This is a genomic window from Pseudomonas sp. TNT2022 ID1044 (genome assembly GCF_028656895.1).
Taxonomy (GTDB): domain Bacteria; phylum Pseudomonadota; class Gammaproteobacteria; order Pseudomonadales; family Pseudomonadaceae; genus Aquipseudomonas; species Aquipseudomonas reinekei.
On sequence record NZ_JAMDHB010000004.1, the window covers coordinates 155,009 to 172,929 of the forward strand.

At 59.8% G+C, this 17,921-nt stretch carries 20 protein-coding genes; 10 read left to right on the forward strand and 10 right to left on the reverse strand.

The window, feature by feature from the left end; genetic code table 11:
* Positions 1-257: 257 nt before the first annotated feature.
* The 6 genes from hisB (at position 258) to M5G20_RS06995 (ending at position 4,144) form a co-directional block, all read left to right on the forward strand.
* Positions 258-851: an imidazoleglycerol-phosphate dehydratase HisB gene (gene hisB / locus M5G20_RS06970; RefSeq protein ID WP_007939452.1), complete on the forward strand. Its 594-nt coding sequence runs from the start codon at positions 258-260 to the stop codon at positions 849-851.
* Positions 851-1,489: an imidazole glycerol phosphate synthase subunit HisH gene (gene hisH / locus M5G20_RS06975; RefSeq protein ID WP_008080553.1), complete on the forward strand. Its 639-nt coding sequence runs from the start codon at positions 851-853 to the stop codon at positions 1,487-1,489. Before hisB ends, hisH begins: the two co-directional genes overlap by 1 nt.
* Complete coding sequence (locus tag M5G20_RS06980; protein ID WP_150735498.1) at positions 1,490-1,750, forward strand: DUF2164 domain-containing protein; 261 nt, start codon at positions 1,490-1,492, stop codon at positions 1,748-1,750. It abuts the gene before it with no gap.
* Between the two features lie 42 nt (positions 1,751-1,792).
* Positions 1,793-2,530, forward strand: coding sequence for a 1-(5-phosphoribosyl)-5-[(5-phosphoribosylamino)methylideneamino]imidazole-4-carboxamide isomerase (gene hisA / locus M5G20_RS06985; protein ID WP_273918514.1), 738 nt, complete (start codon positions 1,793-1,795; stop codon positions 2,528-2,530).
* A gap of 9 nt (positions 2,531-2,539) precedes the next feature.
* Positions 2,540-3,310 carry an imidazole glycerol phosphate synthase subunit HisF gene (gene hisF / locus M5G20_RS06990; protein WP_053153159.1) on the forward strand — a complete coding sequence of 257 codons (771 nt, stop codon included), beginning with the start codon at positions 2,540-2,542 and terminating at the stop codon, positions 3,308-3,310.
* Between the two features lie 78 nt (positions 3,311-3,388).
* Entirely contained in the window at positions 3,389-4,144 is a 756-nt protein-coding gene (locus M5G20_RS06995; protein WP_273918515.1) for a substrate-binding periplasmic protein, read from the forward strand.
* A gap of 82 nt (positions 4,145-4,226) precedes the next feature.
* On the opposite strand, the gene M5G20_RS07000 is transcribed toward M5G20_RS06995, so the two are convergent.
* From M5G20_RS07000 to gpmI, 4 genes are all read right to left on the reverse strand, one after another.
* Positions 4,227-5,003: a divergent polysaccharide deacetylase family protein gene (locus M5G20_RS07000; RefSeq protein ID WP_273918516.1), complete on the reverse strand. Its 777-nt coding sequence runs from the start codon at positions 5,001-5,003 to the stop codon at positions 4,227-4,229.
* 1 nt (position 5,004) lies between these two features.
* Complete coding sequence (locus M5G20_RS07005) at positions 5,005-6,324, reverse strand: S41 family peptidase (RefSeq protein WP_273918517.1); 1,320 nt, start codon at positions 6,322-6,324, stop codon at positions 5,005-5,007.
* A gap of 31 nt (positions 6,325-6,355) precedes the next feature.
* Positions 6,356-7,648: a murein hydrolase activator EnvC family protein gene (locus tag M5G20_RS07010; protein WP_273918518.1), complete on the reverse strand. Its 1,293-nt coding sequence runs from the start codon at positions 7,646-7,648 to the stop codon at positions 6,356-6,358.
* Positions 7,649-7,900: 252 nt separating this feature from the next.
* Positions 7,901-9,430: a 2,3-bisphosphoglycerate-independent phosphoglycerate mutase gene (gene gpmI / locus M5G20_RS07015; RefSeq protein ID WP_273918519.1), complete on the reverse strand. Its 1,530-nt coding sequence runs from the start codon at positions 9,428-9,430 to the stop codon at positions 7,901-7,903.
* Between the two features lie 153 nt (positions 9,431-9,583).
* On the opposite strand from gpmI, the gene M5G20_RS07020 reads away from it, so the two are divergent.
* Genes M5G20_RS07020 through secB form a run of 3 tightly spaced genes read left to right on the forward strand, consistent with a single transcriptional unit; the run spans position 9,584 to position 10,781 of the window.
* Entirely contained in the window at positions 9,584-9,997 is a 414-nt protein-coding gene (locus tag M5G20_RS07020) for a rhodanese-like domain-containing protein (RefSeq protein ID WP_273918520.1), read from the forward strand.
* A 1-nt stretch (position 9,998) separates the two neighbouring features.
* Positions 9,999-10,253, forward strand: a complete 255-nt coding sequence (grxC, locus tag M5G20_RS07025) for a glutaredoxin 3 (protein WP_273918521.1) — start codon at positions 9,999-10,001, stop codon at positions 10,251-10,253.
* Positions 10,254-10,295: 42 nt separating this feature from the next.
* Positions 10,296-10,781 (forward strand): protein-export chaperone SecB, encoded by a 486-nt coding sequence (gene secB / locus M5G20_RS07030; protein WP_056852207.1) that lies wholly within the window; start codon positions 10,296-10,298, stop codon positions 10,779-10,781.
* Between the two features lie 122 nt (positions 10,782-10,903).
* Here the strand turns inward: secB and M5G20_RS07035 are convergent, their stop codons facing one another.
* The gene (locus tag M5G20_RS07035; RefSeq protein ID WP_075947176.1) at positions 10,904-11,359 is read right to left on the reverse strand and encodes a tRNA (cytidine(34)-2'-O)-methyltransferase; all 456 of its coding nucleotides are present in this window, start codon (positions 11,357-11,359) and stop codon (positions 10,904-10,906) included.
* Between M5G20_RS07035 and M5G20_RS07040 the strand changes: the two genes are divergently transcribed.
* Positions 11,358-11,798, forward strand: a complete 441-nt coding sequence (locus M5G20_RS07040; RefSeq protein ID WP_273918522.1) for a hypothetical protein — start codon at positions 11,358-11,360, stop codon at positions 11,796-11,798. The genes M5G20_RS07035 and M5G20_RS07040 overlap by 2 nt on opposite strands.
* A 528-nt stretch (positions 11,799-12,326) precedes the next feature.
* Here M5G20_RS07040 and ntrC read toward each other — a convergent pair.
* The 5 genes from ntrC to glnA all read right to left on the reverse strand — a co-directional run bounded on the left by ntrC (position 12,327) and on the right by glnA (position 17,770).
* Positions 12,327-13,763, reverse strand: a complete 1,437-nt coding sequence (ntrC, locus tag M5G20_RS07045) for a nitrogen regulation protein NR(I) (RefSeq protein ID WP_273918523.1) — start codon at positions 13,761-13,763, stop codon at positions 12,327-12,329.
* On the reverse strand, positions 13,760-14,845 hold the full coding sequence (glnL, locus tag M5G20_RS07050; protein WP_056852211.1) for a nitrogen regulation protein NR(II): 1,086 nt from the start codon (positions 14,843-14,845) through the stop codon (positions 13,760-13,762). The genes ntrC and glnL overlap by 4 nt, the downstream gene beginning before the upstream one ends.
* A gap of 230 nt (positions 14,846-15,075) precedes the next feature.
* Positions 15,076-15,690, reverse strand: coding sequence for a DUF4124 domain-containing protein (locus tag M5G20_RS07055; protein ID WP_273918524.1), 615 nt, complete (start codon positions 15,688-15,690; stop codon positions 15,076-15,078).
* Positions 15,687-16,196, reverse strand: a complete 510-nt coding sequence (locus M5G20_RS07060) for a DUF4124 domain-containing protein (RefSeq protein ID WP_273918525.1) — start codon at positions 16,194-16,196, stop codon at positions 15,687-15,689. The genes M5G20_RS07055 and M5G20_RS07060 overlap by 4 nt, the downstream gene beginning before the upstream one ends.
* 167 nt (positions 16,197-16,363) lie before the next feature.
* Complete coding sequence (gene glnA, locus M5G20_RS07065) at positions 16,364-17,770, reverse strand: type I glutamate--ammonia ligase (protein WP_273918526.1); 1,407 nt, start codon at positions 17,768-17,770, stop codon at positions 16,364-16,366.
* Between the last annotated feature and the right edge of the window lie 151 nt (positions 17,771-17,921).

Consider the following 17,921-nt stretch of genomic DNA (forward strand, 5'->3'; position numbering starts at 1 on the left):
CATCACCCCTTGTGGGAGCGAGCCTGCTCGCGAATGCGGTCTGACAGTCGACAGAGATGTCGAATGTGAAGGCCTCTTCGCGAGCAGGCTCGCTCCCACATTTGTTTTGTGGTGTGTGCAAGCGGCTTGTATGGACATGTCTATCCCCGACAGCATCGGATTCACTCCGTCAGCGATATCACCTCCCGTGTTTCTGTTTCGCGCCCGCGCCCCTATAATGGCTGCCTTTTTCGCCCAATGATTTTGCGGAGCTGGTGATGGCCGAACGTATGGCGTCTGTCGAGCGCGACACTCTGGAAACCCAGATCAAAGCCTCGATCAACCTTGATGGCACCGGAAAGGCCCGATTCGATATCGGTGTTCCTTTTCTTGAGCACATGCTGGACCAGATCGCCCGTCACGGGCTGATCGACCTGGATATTGTCAGCAAGGGCGACCTGCATATCGATGACCACCACACCGTGGAAGACGTCGGTATCACCCTCGGCCAGGCTTTCACCAAAGCCATCGGCGACAAGAAAGGCATCCGTCGCTACGGCCACGCCTACGTGCCGCTCGATGAAGCGCTGTCGCGCGTCGTGATCGACTTCTCTGGCCGTCCAGGCCTGCAGATGCACGTTCCGTACACCCGCGCCACCGTCGGCGGCTTCGACGTTGACCTGTTCCAGGAGTTCTTCCAGGGCTTCGTCAACCACGCCAACGTCACCCTGCACATCGACAACCTGCGCGGGCACAACACCCACCACCAGATCGAAACCGTGTTCAAGGCTTTCGGCCGCGCCCTGCGCATGGCCGTTGAGCTCGATGACCGCATGGCCGGGCAAATGCCATCGACCAAGGGCGTTCTGTAATGCAGACAGTCGCGGTAATCGATTACGGCATGGGCAACCTGCACTCGGTGGCCAAGGCCCTCGAGCACGTCGGTGCCGGCAAGGTTTTGATCACCAGCGATGCCAACGTAATTCGCGAAGCCGACCGGGTGGTTTTCCCCGGCGTCGGTGCGATTCGCGATTGCATGGCGGAGATCCGTCGCCTCGGTTTCGATTCGCTGGTGCGTGAAGTCAGTCAGGACCGTCCGTTCCTTGGCATCTGTGTCGGCATGCAAGCCTTGCTCGACACCAGCGAAGAGAACGACGGTGTCGATTGCATCGGCCTGTTCCCGGGCGCGGTGAAGTTCTTCGGTAAAGACCTGCATGAAGACGGCGAACACCTGAAAGTCCCGCACATGGGCTGGAACGAAGTGAAGCAGAAGGTCAGTCACCCGCTGTGGCACGACATTCCGGACATGGCGCGTTTCTACTTCGTGCACAGCTACTACATCGCCGCCGCCAACGCGCGTCAGGTGGTGGGTGGCGGGCATTACGGTGTCGATTTCGCTGCAGCGCTGGCCGATGGTTCGCGTTTCGCCGTGCAGTTCCACCCGGAGAAAAGCCATACCCATGGCCTGCAATTGCTGCAGAACTTCGCTGCGTGGGACGGTCGCTGGTAAATGGCCGTCAAGAAATCCAGGCCGCCGATCCTGACCCTCACTCCCGAGCAGGAGAACGAGGCCAACAGCAAGATCAAGCGTTTCATGGAAGACCGCTTTGAACTCGACCTCGGTTCGTTCGAGGCGGCTGAGATTCTTGAGCTGTTTACCCGTGAAATTGCTCCGCACTATTACAACAGGGCGATTTTCGATGTGCAGACGCATCTCAAAGAGAGGTTCGAAAGCATCGAAAGCGACCTGTGGGCGCTCGAGAAAAACTGATTTTCGAGCCAAGCTGAACATTCGAATTTGAAGGTTTGCCAGATGCTGATTATTCCCGCTATCGATCTTAAAGACGGTGCCTGTGTTCGTCTGCGCCAGGGCCGCATGGAAGATTCCACAGTGTTCTCCGATGACCCGGTGAGCATGGCTGCCAAGTGGGTGGAGGGCGGTTGCCGTCGTCTGCATCTGGTCGACCTGAACGGCGCGTTCGAAGGCCAGCCGGTCAACGGCGAAGTGGTCACCGCGATCGCCAAGCGCTACCCGAACCTGCCGATCCAGATCGGCGGCGGTATCCGTTCCCTGGAAACCATCGAGCACTACGTCAAGGCTGGCGTGAGCTACGTGATCATCGGCACCAAAGCCGTGAAAGATCCGGCCTTCGTCGCCGAAGCCTGCCGTGCTTTCCCGGGCAAAGTGATCGTCGGTCTGGACGCCAAGGACGGTTTCGTCGCCACCGACGGCTGGGCTGAAATCAGCACCATCCAGGTGATCGACCTGGCCAGACAATTTGAAGCCGACGGCGTGTCCGCCATTGTTTATACCGACATCGCCAAAGACGGCATGATGCAGGGCTGCAATGTGCCGTTCACCGCTGCGCTGGCCGCTGCCACATCGATCCCGGTGATCGCTTCCGGTGGCATCCACAATCTGGGTGACATCAAGACCCTGCTCGACGCCAAGGCGCCAGGCATCATCGGTGCGATCACAGGCCGGGCGATCTACGAAGGCACCCTCGACGTCGCTGAAGCGCAAGCTTTCTGCGATTCGTACAAAGGCTGAGGACTGACCATGGCGCTGGCCAAACGCATCATCCCTTGCCTGGACGTGGACAACGGCCGGGTGGTCAAGGGAGTGAAATTCGAAAACATCCGCGACGCCGGTGACCCGGTGGAAATTGCCCGTCGTTATGACGAGCAGGGTGCCGACGAAATTACCTTTCTCGACATCACCGCCAGCGTCGACGGTCGCGATACCACGCTGCATACCGTCGAGCGCATGGCCAGCCAGGTATTCATCCCGCTGACCGTGGGCGGTGGCGTACGCACCGTGCAAGACATCCGCAACCTGCTCAATGCCGGCGCGGACAAGGTGTCGATCAACACCGCAGCGGTGTTCAATCCGGAATTCGTCGGCGAAGCCGCTCAGCATTTCGGCTCGCAGTGCATCGTTGTTGCCATCGATGCAAAGAAAGTTTCCGGTCCGGGCGAAACCCCGCGCTGGGAAATCTTCACCCACGGCGGTCGCAAACCGACCGGCCTCGACGCGGTCGAGTGGGCGAAGAAAATGGAAGGCCTCGGTGCCGGTGAAATCCTCCTGACCAGCATGGACCAGGACGGCATGAAAAACGGCTTCGACCTGGGCGTGACCCGCGCCATCAGCGATGCGCTGGGCATTCCGGTGATCGCGTCCGGCGGTGTCGGCAACCTGCAGCATCTGGCCGACGGCATCCTCGAAGGTCACGCCAGCGCAGTGCTGGCGGCGAGTATTTTCCACTTCGGCGAATACACCGTGCAGGAAGCCAAGGCCTACATGGCCCATCGCGCAATCGTGATGCGCTAAACAAACCGATGCAGGCCAGTAGACATCATGGCGAGCTCAAGGCACTCTTGGGCACGCCATGGATTTCGGTAGCCAGACATGTTTAAACGTCTTCTTTTTGCCCTCGCCAGCGTTTCTCTGTTGTTCGTCAGTGCGGCGCACGCCGCAGACAGGCCCGACACCGACGTGGTGTTGCTGACGGAGAACTTCCCTCCGTACAACATGGCGAAGAACGGCAAGAACTTCGCCCAGGGCGAGAACATCGATGGCATCGCCACGGACATCGTCCGCGAAATATTCAAGCGTGCCGACATCACCTATAGCCTGACCCTGCGCTTTCCTTGGGAGCGAGTGTACAAACTCGCCCTGGAAAACCCCGGTTACGGTGCCTTCGTGATGGCGCGGTTGCCCGACCGCGAGAGACTCTTCAAGTGGGTCGGGCCGATCGGTCCGGACGACTGGATCATGCTGGCCAAGGCTGACAGCAAAATCACCCTCGAAAATCTGGATGACGCGCGCAAGTACAAGATCGGTGCGTACAAGGGCGACGCCATTGCCATGACCCTGGCCAAGCAAGGTTTGAAGCCGGTATTGGTCCTGCGCGATCAGGACAACGCGAAGAAGCTGGTCAGCGGCCAGATTGATCTGTGGGCCACTGGCGATCCCGCCGGGCGCTACCTGGCGCGTCAGGAAGGCGTGAGCGGGCTCAAGACTGTATTGCGCTTCAACAGCGCCGAGCTGTACCTGGCGTTGAACAAGGATGTGCCGGACGAAACGGTTGCCAAGCTGCAGGCGGCGCTGGATCAGCTGCGCAAGGAAGGCGTGGTGGACGAGATCATGGCGCGGTACCTGTAAGCGGAATCAAAAAAACGCAGCCTTCGCCAGCCCGTAGGGTGCCCGCTATCTCAATGTGGAGCTGCCGGAGGCTGCGATCTTTTCATCGGTAAACGCCGTCCTTGCCATGGGCAGCCGTAGCACGATTGCCACGCACGCTGATCATCTGTTTGATGTCTATCCAGTCAATGCCCTGAGCTTTGAGCTTGGGCAACTCGCGCTCGAGCACCGCCAGCGTCTGCGGGTAGGGATGCCCGATCATCACCGCCGAGCCCTGTTTGTGCGCCAGGCTGATGGCTGTCTGCAGCTGTGTGAAGATCGCTGCTTCAGTGCGCTCATCATCGAGGAACACATCCCGCGACACGCTCGCCAGATCAATTTTCTGTGCCTGTTGCGCCGCCACGGTTTGCGCACTGGTGCGGCTGTCGACGAAGAACTTATGACGACGCTGCAAGTCCGCCATCAACCAGGCCATGGCGGCGGGTTGCGCGGTCATGCGGCTGCCCATGTGGTTATTGATGCCGGCGGTGTAGGGGACCCTTTTGAACGCCGCGTTCAGGCGTTTCTCAAGCTCTTCGATGGGAAGCTCGGGATGCCAGGCAAACGGCCCGGTGGCCGGATCCATGGGCATATGCAGGATGACGATTTTGCCAGCGCGATGGGCTTCGCGGGCGAATTCGGTGGCGTGGGGTGTGTCGGGCATGATCGCCGTGGTCACCGGGCCGGGCAGGGCCAGCACGCGGCGATCCCGGGGCAGGCTCTGCCCCAGGTCATCGATGATCAAACTCAGATAGGCCTTTTGTGGCGCTGCTGTGACGGGGGTAGCGTGAACCACGCCCGCCAGACAGCACACCAGAGCCAGGGCTGACCGCAGAAACATCTCAGCGGCCGGACGTGATGCTCAGCCCTTTGAGCAGGCTCAGGGCCTGGGCCAGTTGGTAATCGTCGTCCTGCGGCATCGGTTTGGCTTTGCCGCCAGAGCTGCTTGGTCTGTCGGCGCCGCCGTTGCCATTGCCCAGGTGACCTTGCAGATCAGCCTCCTTGAAGTACTCGCTGTCCTGCTCGCTGGTGATCTTGGCCTTGCGCACTTCGATGTCCGGCACGATGCCCTGGGCCTGGATCGAACGACCATTCGGCGTGTAGTACAGCGCCGTGGTGATTTTCAGGGCGCGATCATTGTTCAGCGGCAGCACGGTTTGCACCGAGCCTTTGCCGAAACTTGGCGTCCCCATGATCACTGCACGCTTCTGATCCTGCAGAGCGCCAGCGACGATTTCCGATGCTGAGGCGCTGCCGCCGTTGATCAGGGTAACCATTGGCACGGCTTCGCTTTCGTCCTTGCCCGTGGCGTTGAAGCGAAGCTCGGAGTTGGCGATCCGGCCTTTGGTGTAAACGATCAGGCCCTTGGTGATGAAGTGGTCGACCACTTCAACCGCCGATTGCAGCACGCCGCCCGGGTTGTTGCGCAGGTCGAGAATGATGCCCTTGAGCTTCTTGCCGTTGTCCTTGCGCAGCTTGGCCAGGGCCTTGGAGACCTCTTCGCCGGTCTTGACCTGGAACTGGGTGATGCGGATGTAGCCGTAGCCGGACTCCAGCAACTGGCTCTTCACGCTCTTCACTTGAATGATGGCGCGGGCCAGGGTCACGTCGAACGGCGTACCGCCGTCGCGTACCAGGGTCAGGGTGATTTTCTCGCCGATCTTGCCACGCATCTTGTCCACGGCTTCGGTCATGCTCTGGCCGCGGGTCGGCTGGCCGTTGATCTTGACGATGAAGTCGCCGGCCTGGATGCCTGCCTTGGAGGCCGGAGTGTCGTCGATGGGCGACACCACTTTGATGAACCCGTCTTCGGCGCCGACTTCAATGCCCAGGCCGCCGAACTCGCCGCTGGTGCTTTCCTGCAACTCAGCGAAGTCTTCAGGCCCCAGGTAGGCGGAATGCGGGTCAAGGTTGCTGAGCATGCCCTTGATCGCGTTTTCCAGCAGGGTCTTGTCGTCAACCGGTTCGACATAAGCGGCCTTGATCCGATCCATGACCTCGGCAAAGGTGCGCAACTCTTCCAGCGGCAATGGCGCCCTGGTGGTCGCAGCAGTGCCCGCAGGCGCGACCGCCGGGGCCGGTTGAGCGGCAAACGCCAGAGGCGCGCCGATCACCAGGGCGATCGTCAGGGCCAGCGAGGTAAGGCGGGACAAATGCAGCATGTCGAACGAACTCCTGAATTGGATGGCGCGCTTATCCTTGCGCGCGACACCATTGTGCCGGGTCACTCGGGTGACCCTGCTGACGAATCGCAAAATACAACGCCGGTGTGTTTTGTCCGCCACTGTTACCGACAGTGGAAATCGATTCACCGGCTTTTACCACGTCACCCGCAGACTTGAGCAGTGTCTGGTTGTGACCATACAGACTCAAAAAACCGTTGCCGTGGTCGAGAATCACCAGCAGCCCGGCGCCGCGCAGCCAGTCGGCGAACACCACACGACCGCCATGCACCGCATGTACGGTGCTACCGGCTGAAGCGCCGATCAACACGCCGTCCCACTTGGTCCGGGCATCGTCGCCACGGCTTTCACCGAAGCGTGCCACCAGTCGACCATCGACAGGCCAGGGAAGTTTGCCGCGAGTTGACGCAAATGCACCGCCGAAGGTTTCGCCGGAGCTTGAAACCAATGCGCCAGGTGATGATTTAACCGGTTTGCGTGGGGCGTCAGTCTCATCTGCTTGAGCCTGGGCCTCACGTAAACGCTTTTTTTCGGCTTCCTGCTGGGCAATCAGCGCTTTTTGTCGCGCTTCTTCTGCCTCACGGGCCTGGCGAGCCAAGGTTTCTTCAATGGTTTTAAGGACTTTAGACAGGTCTGCCTGATCCTGCTCGCGGGCTGCCAGTTTCTGGTCGCGGGCCTTCACGTCTGCATTGAGCTTGGCCAGGACTTGCTGGCGCTCCTGGCGGACTTTGTCGAGTTCTTCGCGCTGGGTGTCTAGGCTGCTTTTCTGTACCAGCAACTGCGCTTGCTGCATGGCGATGTCTTTTTCGACATTGGCCAGTTGGCGCAGGGTTTCGTTGAAGTTCTTCAACTGTTCCATGCGGGCCTGGCTCAGGTAATCGTAATAGGTGAGGGTGCGGGCGAACTTCTCGGGATTCTGCTGGTTGAGCAGCAGCTTGAGGTATTCCTGACGGCCGTTCTGGTAGGCCGCACGGGCCTGGATGGCGATCAGTCGCTGTTGTTCAGTGCGCGCGCTCTGGAGTTTTTTTTTCTCCGCATCGAGCCGCTGCAGCTCGGATTCACTTTTCTTCAGCTCTTTTTGCAGGGCGTCGACCTGCTTCTCGAGCTTGCCCATTTCGGTCTCGGTGCCCTTGAGATCTTTTTGCACGCCGGTTTTTTCTTCCTGCAGCTTGCCCAGCAGTTTCTTCAACTCGGCAATGTCCTGACGCGTGGCGTCCAACTGTTGTTGGGTTTGCGTGCGCTCGTCAGCGAAGGCCGGTTGGAGCAGGCAAGTCAGAGCAAGGGCTATCAGGACGCGAAGCATAGAGGCGGGCGACACCAGGGAAAGGGACGGCCTAGTATGCCCGCCATGGACGGCAAAAAAAATGCCCAAATTTGACTGTGTGATAACTGGAGAGGGATGTGGGGGGATTTGGTCTTCAAAACCACCACAAACACTGTAGGAGCTGGCTTGCCAGCGATGGCGGAGGATCAGTCAGCACAGATGCTGACTGTCAAATGGCTATCGCTGGCAAGCCAGCTCCTACAAGGGTATTTCAGTGCTTGTGCGGCCGGGTTAAACCAGAATCGAAGTCCCGGTCATTTCCGCCGGCTGTTCCAGGCCCAGCAGCTTGAGCATGGTCGGCGCCACGTCCGCCAGCACGCCGCCTTCGCGGACCTTGAGGTCGCGCTTGCCGACATAGATGAACGGCACCGGTTCAGTGGTGTGCGCGGTATGGGCCTGGCCGGTGGCGGCGTCGGACATTTGCTCGACGTTGCCGTGGTCGGCGGTGATCAGCGCTTCGCCGCCGACTTTTTCCAGCGCCTCGACGATACGGCCGACGCACTGGTCCAGGCATTCAACGGCCTTCACCGCCGCGTCGAACACGCCGCTGTGACCGACCATGTCGCCGTTGGCGTAGTTGACTACGATCACGTCGTAGCGCTGGTTTTCGATGGCATCGACGATGCGGTCGGTGACTTCCGGCGCGCTCATTTCCGGCTGCAAGTCATAAGTGGCGACTTTCGGCGACGGGATGAGGATGCGCTCTTCGCCCGGGAACGGTTCTTCACGGCCACCGGAGAAGAAGAAGGTCACGTGCGCGTATTTCTCGGTTTCAGCGATGCGCAGTTGGGTCTTGCCGTTTTTCGCCAGGTAATCGCCCAGCACGTTTTCCAGGCTGCCGGCGGCGAAAGCCGAGGGTGCAGGAATGCTCGCGGCGTATTGAGTCAGCATGACGAAACCGGCCAGTTTCGGCTGGCGGCTGCGTTCGAATTCCTTGAAGTCGTCTTCGACGAACACGCGGGTCAGTTCGCGGGCGCGGTCGGCGCGGAAGTTCATGAACACCACGGCGTCGCCGTCTTCGACTTTTACCGGTTCGCCAATCGAGGTGGCTTTGACGAATTCGTCGCTCTCGCCACGCTCGTAAGCGGCTTGAAGGCCTTCCTGGGCGGTGGCGGCGTTGAATTCGCCGTTACCGTCGACGATCAGGTTGTAGGCTTGGGACACGCGGTCCCAACGGTTGTCACGGTCCATGGCGAAGTAGCGACCGATCAGGCTGGCGATGCGGCCTTTGCCCAGGGCCTGGAACGTCGCGTCGAGCAGTTCGATCGACGACTCTGCGCTTTTCGGCGGGGTATCGCGGCCATCGAGGAACGCGTGCAGGTAGATCTTTTCGGCGCCACGTTTGGCGGCCAGTTCAGCCATGGCCACCAGGTGATCCTGGTGGCTGTGCACGCCGCCATCGGACAGCAGGCCCATGAAGTGCACGGCTTTGCCGGCAGCAACGGCTTTATCCACCGCCGCGCAGATGGTCGGGTTCTCGAAGAACTCGCCGTCGCGAATCGACTTGGTGACGCGAGTGAAATCCTGATACACCACGCGGCCTGCGCCGAGGTTCATGTGGCCGACTTCGGAGTTGCCCATCTGGCCGTCCGGCAGGCCGACGTCCATGCCGCTGCCCGAGATCAGGCCGTTTGGCACGGTGGCCCACAAGCGGTCCAGCACAGGCTTCTTCGCGGCAAAAATCGCGTTGGATTCGGGGTTATCGCTGTGACCGAAGCCGTCGAGAATCATCAGGACCAAAGGTTTAGGCGTGGTAGTCATGGAATCCACTCGTGGCTGAGGTAAAAGGGGTAATGGAAAAAGGGAGTCGCAGTTTAAAGCGAAGTTCCGGCCACGTCACCGCCGGACGGGGTTTGGCCCACCATAGTGGCTGTGTATACTGGCCGACATTTTAACGCCCTGGAACCTCCTTCGATGGTTGCTCACCTGATTGAATTTGCCACTAACCACTACATTCTCGTCGGTATCTTCGTCGTACTGCTGGCCGCGCTGATTGCTTATCAGATGCAGGGCGGCGGCCGGAGCCTGAGCACCGGTGAACTGACCGGCCTGGTCAACAAAGATGCAGGCGTGGTGATCGACATCCGTCCGGTCAAAGACTTTGCCGCCGGTCACATTGTCGGTGCGTTGAACATTCCGCACGACAAACTGACCGCCCGCGTTGGCGAGCTGGAAAAGCACAAGGCCAAGACCATCATCCTGGTCGACGCCATGGGCCAGACCGCCGGCACTCACGCTCGCGAGCTGATGAAGGCCGGCTTCACCGCCGCCAAGCTGTCCGGTGGCGTTTCCAGCTGGAAAGCCGACAATCTGCCGCTGGTGAAGTGATATGAGCAACGTCGTCGTCTACTCCAGCGATTACTGCCCTTATTGCTCCCGAGCCAAGTACCTGCTCGAGAACAAAGGCGTGGCCTTCGAAGAGATCAAGGTCGATGGCAAGCCGCAGGTGCGTGCCGCTATGGCTCAGAAGGCCGGACGTACATCCGTGCCACAGATCTGGATAGGCAGCACCCACGTTGGCGGTTGTGATGATTTGTTTGCCCTGGAGCGCGCCGGCAAGCTCGACGCACTGCTCACGGCCTGAATTCCATACCCTATAAAAGCCCAAGATCAGAAAGGATCTGAGATGACTGACCAACAGAACACTGCAGCTAGCGAAGAAGAAAACGCACCGCAATTCTCCTTGCAGCGCATCTACGTACGTGACTTGTCCTTCGAAGCCCCGAAAAGCCCGGCGATCTTTCGCCAGCAGTGGGAGCCGAGTGTCGGTCTGGATCTGAACACTCGCCAGAAAGCTCTGGAATCTGACTTCCATGAAGTCGTGCTGACCTTGTCGGTGACCGTGAAGAACGGTGACGAAGTGGCGTTCATCGCCGAAGTGCAGCAGGCCGGTATCTTCCTGATCAAGAACCTGGACGACGCTTCGATGAGTCACACCCTGGGTGCTTTCTGCCCGAACATCCTGTTCCCGTACGCTCGCGAAACCCTGGACAGCCTGGTGACCCGTGGTTCGTTCCCGGCACTGATGCTGGCCCCGGTGAACTTCGACGCACTGTACGCGCAAGAGCTGCAACGCATGCAGGCAGCGGGCGAGACGCCAACCGTTCAATAAACGGTTTTGCAACACCCCTGTGGGAGCGAGCCTGCTCGCGAAGAGGAAGTGTCAGATAACTTCAATGTTGTCTGACACACCGCTTTCGCGAGCAGGCTCGCTCCCACATTTGTTTCGGGGTGTTATTTGAAGTCGTTCTGGCGCCAGGCTTCGTACACGGCCACTGCGACAGTGTTCGACAGATTCAGGCTGCGGCAGCCTTCCCGCATCGGCAGGCGCAGGCGCTGTTCGGCGGGCAGGGCGTCCAGCACTTCGGCGGGCAGGCCACGGCTTTCCGGCCCGAACAGGAACGCATCGCCCGGAACGAAGCTGGCATCGTGGAATGGCCGTGAACCCTTGGTGGTGAATGCGAACACCCGTGGCTGACCGAGGCTTTCCAGGCAGCTGGCGAGATCCGCGTGGCGCTGCAGGGTGGCATACTCGTGGTAATCGAGGCCGGCCCGGCGCAGGCGCTTGTCGTCCATCTCGAAGCCCAGCGGTTCGATCAAATGCAGGTGGCAGCCACTGTTGGCGCACAGCCTGATAACGTTGCCGGTATTCGGCGGAATTTCTGGTTGGAAGAGGATGACGTGAAACATGCACGGCTCCGAAGGTAAAGATGAGCGGCATTCTACGCCGCAAGCCGACTCTCGTTCGAAACTATTCCCGCGGGTGATGATGTCGCTGGCCATTGTCGGGGTGATGGTGGGGCTGATGATCGGTCGCCTGACTACGCCCGACCCCGGCGTACTGCAGCAAATCGAAGTGGCAAGTGACGGGCTGGTGGTGTGGTTCAACAACGAACCCAAGACCCACGGCGAAATCGTCGATGGCAGCGTTGCGTTATTGTTCGAGGCTGAAGGCAAGGCTCAGCAAGGTCAGCTCAAACTCAACGACAAGAGCGTGAACTGGCGAGTGCGGTTGAGTGATGGAGGATTGTTGCTGACGGTGGTGGCAGCCCGGCCACTGCAAGGTGAGTGGGCCGGTAGTGAGGTCGATGGCCGCTGGCGGCTGGAGATCCATCTCCGGGAGCAATAAAAGAGGGAATCCCCGGCCTGCCTGTACCAAGGTCCCCAAAACGGGAGGGTTCGCGCATTGCGTCGTGAACCCGGTGTAAAGAGGGAATCCCCGGCCTGCCTGTACCAAGGACCCCAAAACTGGGTGGGCTCGTCGCTTGTGCGGTGTGAGCCCGATGTAAAGAGGGGAATCCCCGGCCTGCCTGTACCAAGGTCCCCGAAACTGGGTAGGTGAACTGATTCACTTGAAAGGGGTATTGCAGGGCGCGTGCCAGGTTTTAATATTTGGTCATTAATAAGCACATCAGAACGACGAAAGCCCCGTAGAACGGGGCTTTCGTGTTTTTGCAGACGGGTTTTTCTTGCGGTTTAGGGCGGGCCGATGGATCAGATACTGTGCGCGATTGCGGTTCACGGTGCATTCAGTCGGTGCATACCATCTCTAAAAAAGCATCGCGGGCAAGCCTGCTCCCACAGGATGGGTACAGAACCTGTGGGAGCGGGCTTGCCCGCGATGGGATGTAACGGTCAGCGCAAAGTTAAAGGCTGTTCAGCCCTCATCCCCCTCATCATCATCGCCACCATCCACTTTCATCCCCAATTCCTTGATCTTGCGCGTCAGGGTATTGCGGCCCCAACCCAGCAAAACCGCGGCATCGCGGCGGCGGCCGGCGGTGTGCTTGAGGGCGGTTTCAATCATGATTCGCTCGAAGGCCGGGACGGCGCTGTCCAGCAGGCTCGACTGGCCGCGTGCCAGCGCCTGGTCGGCCCACTGGCGCAATGCCTGCTCCCAGTTGGTGACGGGCGCGGAGTCCTGCGGCAGGCTCAGCAGCTCGGGCGGCAAGTCGCCAATGTGCACTTCGCGACCCGAGGCCATCACCGTGATCCAGCGGCAAGTGTTCTCCAGCTGACGCACGTTGCCCGGCCACGGCAGGTTTTTCAGGTATTCCTCGGTTTCGCTTTTCAGCAGCTTCGGCTCTACGGCCAATTCTTGCGCGGCGCGGCTGAGGAAGTGCTTGGCCAGGGTCGGGATGTCTTCGCGACGGTCCGACAGGCGCGGGATATGGATGCGGATCACATTGAGGCGATGGAACAAGTCCTCACGGAATTTCCCGGCGTGCACCAGGGTTTCCAGATTCTGGTGAGTCGCGGCGATGATGCGCACATCAACCTTGACTGGCACGTGGCCGCCAACGCGATAGAACTCGCCATCAGCCAGTACGCGCAGCAAGCGGGTCTGGGTGTCGGCCGGCATGTCGCCGATTTCATCGAGGAACAGCGTGCCGCCGTCAGCCTGCTCGAATCGTCCGCGTCGCAGGTTGGCAGCACCGGTGAACGCGCCTTTCTCGTGGCCGAACAGTTCGGATTCCATCAGGTCTTTCGGGATCGCCGCCATGTTCAACGCAATGAACGGCGACGCCGCGCGAGGGCTGTGGCGGTGCAGGGCGTGGGCCACCAGTTCTTTACCGGTACCCGACTCGCCGTTGATCAGCACGGTGATGTTGGAGTGGCTCAAGCGCCCGATGGCGCGAAACACTTCCTGCATCGCTGGCGCTTCGCCGATGATTTCCGGGGTGCGGGTCAGGGGCGGAACGACTTCCAGGCCTTGTTGTTCCTGGGCATGCTGGTTGGCGCGCTTGACCAGGGAAACCGCTTCGTCGACATCGAACGGCTTGGGCAGGTATTCGAAAGCGCCACCCTGATAGGACGCGACTGCGCTGTCCAGATCGGAGTGCGCGGTCATGATGATCACCGGTAGCCGCGGGTGCTGTTCGCGAATCCGCGCCAGAAGGTCCAGGCCGCTGGCGCCGGGCATGCGGATGTCGGAGATGATCACGTCCGGCTGCTGGCGCGCCAGGCGGCTCATCACGCCATCGGCGCTGTCGAAGCTCTGCGTGGTCATGCCTTCCTGTTGCAAGGCTTTTTCCAGGACCCAACGGATAGAACGGTCGTCATCGACGATCCACACGGTTTCACTACGGCTCATGTCGATGTGGCTCCTTGTTCCAGTGGCAGAAAGATCGAGAAGGTGGTGTGGCCGGGGTGGCTGTCACACTCGATCAGGCCCTGGTGCTGGCTGATGATGTTCTGGGTAATGGCCAGGCCGAGTCCGGTACCGTCCGGGCGTCCGCTGACCATGGGGAAGAAAATGGTTTCCTGAAGTTCCGCAGGAATGCCCGGACCGTTGTCGATGATCTCGATCTTGGTCACGAGGCGATGGCGCACGTGGCCGATGGTGAACTGGCGCATGGCGCGGGTGCGCAGGCTGATGCGGCCCAGGCGCAGCTCGTTCTGGCTGCTGATGGCCTGCATCGCGTTGCGCACGATGTTCAGGACGGCCTGGATCATTTGCTCACGATCGATCAGAACGTCGGGGATGCTTGGGTCGTAGTCGCGCACCAAAGTAATGCAGCCCTGGCTTTCCGCTTCGACCAGGTGGCAAACACGCTCCAGCACTTCATGGACGTTGCACATGGCCAGCGACGGCAGCTTGTTGGAGCCGAGCATGCGATCGACCAGATTTCGCAGGCGGTCGGCTTCTTCAATGATCACGTTGGTGTAATCGCGCAGGCTTTCTTCCGGCAGTTCACGGGCCAGCAATTGCGCCGCGCCACGAATGCCGCCCAGTGGATTCTTGATCTCGTGGGCCAGACCGCGCACCAGCATCTTGCTGGTTTCCTGCTTCGACAACTGGGCCTCTTCCTTGGTGATCCGTAGCAAGCGATCCCGAGGGTGGACTTCGAGCAGCAGCAGGGTGTCGCCGTTGCTCAGGATCGGCGTGACCGCGTAATCGACCGTCAGGGTCTGGCCGGTGAGGGCGGTGAGCATCGCTTCGCGCTTGGTGAACGGGTGCGCCTGCTGGACAGCCTGGCGCAAGGAATTGAGCGCTTCGGTGGATTCGGTGAACAACTCGCTGATGAACTGCCCATGGCTGCGCTGACCGCTAATGGCCAAGAGCATTTCCGCCGCTGGGTTCATGTACTCAAGGCGCAATTCGGCATCGAGCAAGATGGTCGCGGTGGTGAGGTTGTCGAGTAGCAAACGGTGGAGTGCGTCGCTAATGGTCATCGGGACCTCTTTTAGGGCAAAGCATGCGCAAGAAAAAAGCGCTGACGCGAGGAAAATGCAAAAACCAAACCAAGGCTCCGAAAAGAAGCGTTGGAAGCCTGAAACGGGCGTTTGACGCTCGATTGCGTGGCGTTCTGCCACCTTCGGCGGGTAGTTTCGAACCAAAATGGGTTGGAATCTGGCGAAGGTGCAACCAATCGCACCAATATAGTGCGCAAAGCTGAGTGGCGTTAGAAGAGCCGCAGAAACGGATTTTTTTCTTCTTCGGGTTTGTCGGCGAGCGGGCATTCCGGCCGTTGACCGTAATCGGTAAGCACGCAGGGTTTGACCTTGCGCTTCTGCGCCAGGGACACGCGCTGCATGTGGAATGGCTGATTGGCGGTGCGTTCGACGGTTCGGCCTTGTTCGTCGAGAACTTCCACGGACAGCTGATGGGTGCCGCGATCGATATTGCTCAGCGGGAACACCGGGCTAATGCCGGGCTCAGCCGTGGGTTGGCCATCTAGCAATAACCGGTAGCGATGGCCTTTTTGCAGGCCTGGCTCGCTGCTGATGCTGACGATGATTTCACCTGCAGTGCTGCGTACCGTGGCATCAGGCTCCGGGACCAGAATTCGCAGCATGTCGTAGTGGAACAGAGGGCTGTACTCGGCTTTCCTGGCGGTGTGGGCCGCTACGGAGGCTGTGCTGGACATTCGATTGCTGGTTGCCAGCGGCACGCGCTTGGCATCGCCGGGTTTGGGCTGGTCGGTGAAAACCCGATTGCCTTGCGCATCGATGTAAGTAAAAACCTCCGCCGATGCCGGCTGGGCCAACAGCAGGCCGATCAGCAGCCAGGCCTTCAAGGCTTGTGCACCCGTTGCACGGTGAACGTCACGCTAGGGCTTTGCTGGACCACGGTGTCGCCGTCGATCACCTGAACCGCCAGGCTGTGCAAGCCGCGGTCGATGTTCACCAGCTGCAGGATCGGCACGTTGCCCGGTTGGCCGTAGGGTTGGTCGTCCAGTACCAGTCTGAACAGGTGCGGGCCTTGCAGGCGTGGTTTGATCAGCACGTTGACGGTGAAGGTGCCGTTGTTGGCGCGCAAGGCTTCTGTGGTCGGCAGACCCGTAAGCTCGAGCACCTCGTAGACGCTGTTGGCCTGTTCGCGGGTGTTGGGTTGGGTAGGAGGCCTGGGCGCTGCCTGGGGCTCAACACTGTTGAGCGGTGGCAACTCGACCGGTTGCGCCCGCACGCCATCGGGCGGCTGGTTGCTGTACGCGGTGTTGCCGTTGGCGTCCGTGTACTTGTAGATCTGCGCTGCGGCGGGCAGGGCGATCAGCAGCAGAATGAAGAGAAAACCACGACCCATAAAATCGACCGGAAACGAAAACGTTGGGTTGCAGCATAGGTCAGGGTTGGTAGTAGACCCAAGTCGCTAAACATTTGGGCATGATTTGCGGGGTTATCAAAAGTCCATAAAAAAGGCCTCCCGAAGGAGGCCTTTCTTGTCACGCCGCTTGCGCAGGCGCTACCGGATTAGCAGCTGTAGTACAGCTCGTATTCCAGTGGGTGTACGAAGGTGCGTACTTTGATTTCTTCTTCGCTTTTCAGGGCGATGTAAGCGTCGATGAAGTCGTCGGAGAACACGCCGCCTTTGGTCAGGAACGCACGACCTTTGTCCAGCTCTTCCAGGGCTTCTTTCAGGCTGCCGCAAACTTGTGGGATCTCTTTCGCCTCTTCAGGCGGCAGGTCGTACAGGTTTTTGTCAGCTGCGTCGCCAGGGTGGATCTTGTTCTGGATGCCGTCCAGGCCAGCCATCAGCAGTGCTGCGAAAGCCAGGTATGGGTTGGCAGCCGGATCCGGGAAACGTGCTTCGATACGGCGGGCTTTCGGGCTCGACACGTAAGGAATGCGGATCGAAGCGGAGCGGTTACGGGCCGAGTAGGCCAGCATCACTGGGGCTTCGAAGCCTGGAACCAGACGCTTGTAGGAGTTGGTCGCCGGGTTGGTGAAGCCGTTCAGGGCCTTACCGTGCTTGATGATGCCGCCGATGAAGTACAGAGCGGTATCGGACAGGCCGGCATAGCCTTCGCCTGCGAAGGTGTTCTTGCCATCTTTCCAGATGGACATGTGAACGTGCATGCCCGAGCCGTTGTCGCCGTAGAGCGGCTTAGGCATGAAGGTCGCGGTGCGACCGTAGGCGTCAGCAACGTTGTGCACAACGTACTTCAGGGTTTGGGTTTCGTCGGCTTTCTTCACCAGGGTGTTGAACTTGACGCCGATTTCGTTCTGGCCGGCAGTTGCCACTTCGTGGTGGTGAACTTCGACGGTCAGGCCCATTTCTTCCAGTGCGTTGCACATGGAGGTACGGATTTCGTGGTCGTGGTCGAACGGTGGAACCGGGAAGTAGCCGCCTTTGACGCCTGGACGGTGGCCCTTGTTGCCGCCTTCGATGTCCTGGTCGGACATCCAGGAACCCTGTTCGGAGTAGATCTTGAACATGGAACCGGAGATGTCGGACTTGAATTTCACCTGGTCGAAGATGAAGAACTCTGGCTCTGGACCGGCGAATGCGGTGTCACCGATACCGGTGGCTTTGAGGTGCTCTTCAGCACGCTTGGCGATCGCGCGTGGGTCGCGGTCGTAACCTTGCATGCTCGAAGGTTCGATGATGTCGCAGACCAGGATCAGGGTCGGCTCTTCGGTGAACGGGTCCAGAACGGCGGTGGAGTCGTCCGGCAGCAGGATCATGTCGGAGGCTTCGATGCCTTTCCAGCCAGCGATGGAGGAACCGTCGAACATCTTGCCGACTTCGAAGAAGTCTTCATCCAGCGCGTCGCGAGCCGGCATGGTCACGTGGTGCTGAGTGCCTTTGGTGTCCGTGAACCGCAGATCAATCCACTTGACGTCATGATCTTTGATGAGTTGAACCGACTTCGACATAGTGTCCTCCGGGTGGCTTAGGGCTGGTAGTGGATGCCCTTAAATGTTTGTGATGCCGGCGCGAATACTCTGCCAAGGCAACCTGCCTCACAAGGGAGCAAATTGCATGCCAGTGCCCCAGCATGGGTTTTTTGCCCCAATTTCACGCTTA

Coding starts and splice junctions, on each gene's coding strand:
- hisB (WP_007939452.1), top strand. CDS start 258: ATGGCCGAACGTATGGCGTCTGTCGAGCGCGACACTCTGGAAACCCAG.
- hisH (WP_008080553.1), top strand. CDS start 851: ATGCAGACAGTCGCGGTAATCGATTACGGCATGGGCAACCTGCACTCG.
- M5G20_RS06980 (WP_150735498.1), top strand. CDS start 1,490: ATGGCCGTCAAGAAATCCAGGCCGCCGATCCTGACCCTCACTCCCGAG.
- hisA (WP_273918514.1), top strand. CDS start 1,793: ATGCTGATTATTCCCGCTATCGATCTTAAAGACGGTGCCTGTGTTCGT.
- hisF (WP_053153159.1), top strand. CDS start 2,540: ATGGCGCTGGCCAAACGCATCATCCCTTGCCTGGACGTGGACAACGGC.
- M5G20_RS06995 (WP_273918515.1), top strand. CDS start 3,389: ATGTTTAAACGTCTTCTTTTTGCCCTCGCCAGCGTTTCTCTGTTGTTC.
- M5G20_RS07000 (WP_273918516.1), bottom strand. CDS start 5,003: ATGTTTCTGCGGTCAGCCCTGGCTCTGGTGTGCTGTCTGGCGGGCGTG.
- M5G20_RS07005 (WP_273918517.1), bottom strand. CDS start 6,324: ATGCTGCATTTGTCCCGCCTTACCTCGCTGGCCCTGACGATCGCCCTG.
- M5G20_RS07010 (WP_273918518.1), bottom strand. CDS start 7,648: ATGCTTCGCGTCCTGATAGCCCTTGCTCTGACTTGCCTGCTCCAACCG.
- gpmI (WP_273918519.1), bottom strand. CDS start 9,430: ATGACTACCACGCCTAAACCTTTGGTCCTGATGATTCTCGACGGCTTC.
- M5G20_RS07020 (WP_273918520.1), top strand. CDS start 9,584: ATGGTTGCTCACCTGATTGAATTTGCCACTAACCACTACATTCTCGTC.
- grxC (WP_273918521.1), top strand. CDS start 9,999: ATGAGCAACGTCGTCGTCTACTCCAGCGATTACTGCCCTTATTGCTCC.
- secB (WP_056852207.1), top strand. CDS start 10,296: ATGACTGACCAACAGAACACTGCAGCTAGCGAAGAAGAAAACGCACCG.
- M5G20_RS07040 (WP_273918522.1), top strand. CDS start 11,358: ATGCACGGCTCCGAAGGTAAAGATGAGCGGCATTCTACGCCGCAAGCC.
- M5G20_RS07035 (WP_075947176.1), bottom strand. CDS start 11,359: ATGTTTCACGTCATCCTCTTCCAACCAGAAATTCCGCCGAATACCGGC.
- ntrC (WP_273918523.1), bottom strand. CDS start 13,763: ATGAGCCGTAGTGAAACCGTGTGGATCGTCGATGACGACCGTTCTATC.
- glnL (WP_056852211.1), bottom strand. CDS start 14,845: ATGACCATTAGCGACGCACTCCACCGTTTGCTACTCGACAACCTCACC.
- M5G20_RS07060 (WP_273918525.1), bottom strand. CDS start 16,196: ATGGGTCGTGGTTTTCTCTTCATTCTGCTGCTGATCGCCCTGCCCGCC.
- glnA (WP_273918526.1), bottom strand. CDS start 17,770: ATGTCGAAGTCGGTTCAACTCATCAAAGATCATGACGTCAAGTGGATT.